Genomic DNA, 2901 nt, shown 5'->3' with positions numbered 1-2901 from the left:
CATGACGGAAGAACTAAAAATAGGGCAGGGCGCAAGTAAAAAAGCAAGACGAAAAGCGCGATTCCGTTGAATGATAGAGAAGTATAAAAGAGAGTAAGCAAAAATAAATCTGTCGCCACTTCATCGCCATTAGATAAGTCATTAGCAAATAACCTATTGATTTTTAATTATGTTTTTTGTTTTGCTCGATAATGTCCAGTAGCAACTCGTTGTTCTCCTTTAATAAAGCCAAGCAAGATTACCACAGTTATCAACAAGCACGAGCAGCAAATGGTGAGTTCTTGATCTTTCACACTATTCTTCTAATACGAGCATTCTACAGGTGTTAAACCCTTATGATTTGAAGCTACCGTTGTTTCAAGTTGTTTGAGCCTAAGTCGTGGTTATCTATATCCACAATAAGTTCCTTCAGTTTTTTCGAATAACTCAATCAGTACTAAAGTATGTCCACAATGTAAAGTATGGTAAATACTGTGTTAATAATTTAGGCTAGAATATAGATTCAATTCACTTTGTTGCTGTTTCACTTGCTGGTTTAGAAAATTTATGACAACTGAAGTTAAAAATTACAACTTAGTCACGCGTCTTATCCATTGGTTATCCGCACTCGTTATCATCGGTATGTTTGGTGCTGGGATCTGGATGGTTGAGTTAACCTATTACAGTCAATGGTATAACACCGCGCCACATTGGCATAAATCTGTCGGTTTGTTGCTGCTCGTGGTCACCCTGTTCCGCATACTATGGAAGTTGGTGAGTGTCTCTCCTGCCATTGGTGGCGGCCACTATGAGCGCATTGCGGCTAAAGCGGCGCACGGATTAATGTATTTATTATTGATGACGCTGTTTGTATCAGGCTATTTGATCTCAACAGAAGATGGCCGAGGGATTGATGTTTTCAATTGGTTTACTGTACCAAGTATGGGCTTGTTGTTTGAAGGACAAGCCGATCTCTCTGGTACGGTTCACTTTTACGCAGCTTGGACGCTGATTATTTTAGCAGGCGTGCACGCTGTTGCCGCACTCAAGCACCATTTTATTGATAAAGACGATACGCTACGAAAAATGATAGGAGCTTCTAAATGAAGAAAACGTTACTTGCTACTGGATTGGCTTTCGCAACACTCATGCCGCTAGGTGCAAACGCTGCTGACTATGTTATAGATACCAAAGGTGCGCATGCTTCAATTAACTTTAAAGTCAGCCATCTTGGTTATAGCTTTACCAAGGGCCGCTTTAACAAGTTTGATGGTGAGTTTTCCTACGATCCTAACGACCTTGCAAGCTCAAAAGTGAAAGTTAATGTGGATACTCGCAGCTTGGACAGTAACCATGCTGAACGTGATAAACATATTCGTAGTGCTGATTTCATTGATGCATCAAAATATTCACAAGCCACGTTTACCAGTACTCAAGTGGTTGATAAAGGGAATGGTAAACTAGAAGTGCTCGGTGATCTTACTCTGCATGGTCAAACCAAACCCATTACTATTGATGCAGAATTTATTGGTGCAGGTAAAGACCCATGGGGTGGCCAACGCGCTGGTTTTTCGGGGACAACACGTATCGAACTCGCGGATTTCAATATTGCAGTAATGGGCGCTTCAAGCTATGTCGATATGGAACTCTATGTTGAAGGAATACAAAAGTAATCCACATCTTGTTATGCTTTAAGCAAACATGAATAAAAGGGTCTAACTCTAGACCCTTTTCACTAACTCTCGCTATATTTTATCTCTATACATTGGCTAACTGACGGATTTCTGAGTCTGGAATTCGGCGACCGCGTTGTCCATGTCGTTTGCTTGTTTGGAAACGATATCGACTTCAATCAAACACTGTTTAGCTGAGTGCATATTATTATCAGAGATAGAGTTAAGTTCGGTGATCGATTCACTGACTTGGTTCATCACAATGCCTTGTTCTTCAATTGCAGAGGCGATTCGCTCAGAGTTACTTTGTATCATTTCCATGTCAGAGAGAATCTGACGTAAACTATTATCCAGTTCTCCTGAAGCCGTTAGCGTCGCATGGCCTTGAGTGTTGCATTGTGCAATATCAGTGACAACGGTGCTCATTTGGCTTTGAATTGCAGAAACGACATTGGTGATCTCTTCCGTTGACTGATGCGTGCGGCTGGCAAGTGCGCGCACTTCATCGGCGACCACAGCAAAGCCTCTTCCTTGTTCTCCGGCGCGAGCGGCTTCAATCGCGGCATTTAATGCCAGTAAATTGGTCTGCTCTGCGATACCTTGAATGATGTTAACAGCACCGCCAATTTGTTCGACATGCTTGTTCAATGAGGCGATGGAGATTTGACTTTTTTCCAATGTTCGTGAGAGTTCATCGACATTTTTTACCGTTGATTCTACCACTAAACGCCCTTGCTGAGCATTGTGCGCGGCTTTGTGTACACCTTCTACCGCTACACTGGTACTTTCTGAAATTTCGCTGATGGTGGACACCATTTCTTGAACGGCCGTTGCCATTGTCGTAGTGTGGTCAGCCTGAACGTGAAACTGTTCAATCACATCTTCTAATTCGTTATGCATACTTGATGTACTGTTCGATAGCTGGTGAGACTTTGTTTGAGAGCCAGCGATAAGAGTTTCGAACTTATCGAGTAAGGTATTAAAATAAGTTGCGATCGATACCAGCTCGTTGCGGCCAGTCAGTTCAACACGCAAACTGATGTTGTTGCTGTTTGAAATCATTTGCATCACTGATAACAACTTACTCACTTGCACGTTAATGGAGCGCGCTATTTGGAGAATAAATCCAAGGATTAGCACGATCACTAACGCACTGAGCCCTTGCTTCACATAGTTAAGTTCTTGCTCAATACTTGTAATCTCTTTATTTAACACTTCAGAAAAGGTAACAAACTGTTGTTCAACATTA

The 2901-nt window shown here is 41.8% G+C and carries 3 protein-coding genes; 2 read left to right on the top strand and 1 reads right to left on the bottom strand.

The window, feature by feature from the left end; genetic code table 11:
- Positions 1-546 precede the first annotated feature (546 nt).
- Positions 547-1086 (top strand): cytochrome b, encoded by a 540-nt coding sequence (locus tag AACT21_RS08530; RefSeq protein ID WP_094164685.1) that lies wholly within the window; start codon positions 547-549, stop codon positions 1084-1086.
- Entirely contained in the window at positions 1083-1652 is a 570-nt protein-coding gene (locus tag AACT21_RS08525; RefSeq protein ID WP_013867851.1) for a YceI family protein, read from the top strand. The genes AACT21_RS08530 and AACT21_RS08525 overlap by 4 nt, the downstream gene beginning before the upstream one ends.
- A gap of 96 nt (positions 1653-1748) precedes the next feature.
- Here the strand turns inward: AACT21_RS08525 and AACT21_RS08520 are convergent.
- A partial coding sequence (locus AACT21_RS08520) for a methyl-accepting chemotaxis protein (protein ID WP_141195280.1) occupies positions 1749-2901 on the bottom strand: 1153 nt, incomplete at its 5' end.

The organism is Vibrio sp. V08_P9A1T1 (assembly GCF_963874405.1).
Taxonomy (GTDB): Bacteria; Pseudomonadota; Gammaproteobacteria; order Enterobacterales; family Vibrionaceae; genus Vibrio; species Vibrio anguillarum.
This window is presented reverse-complemented; position numbering and strand designations above follow the sequence as displayed.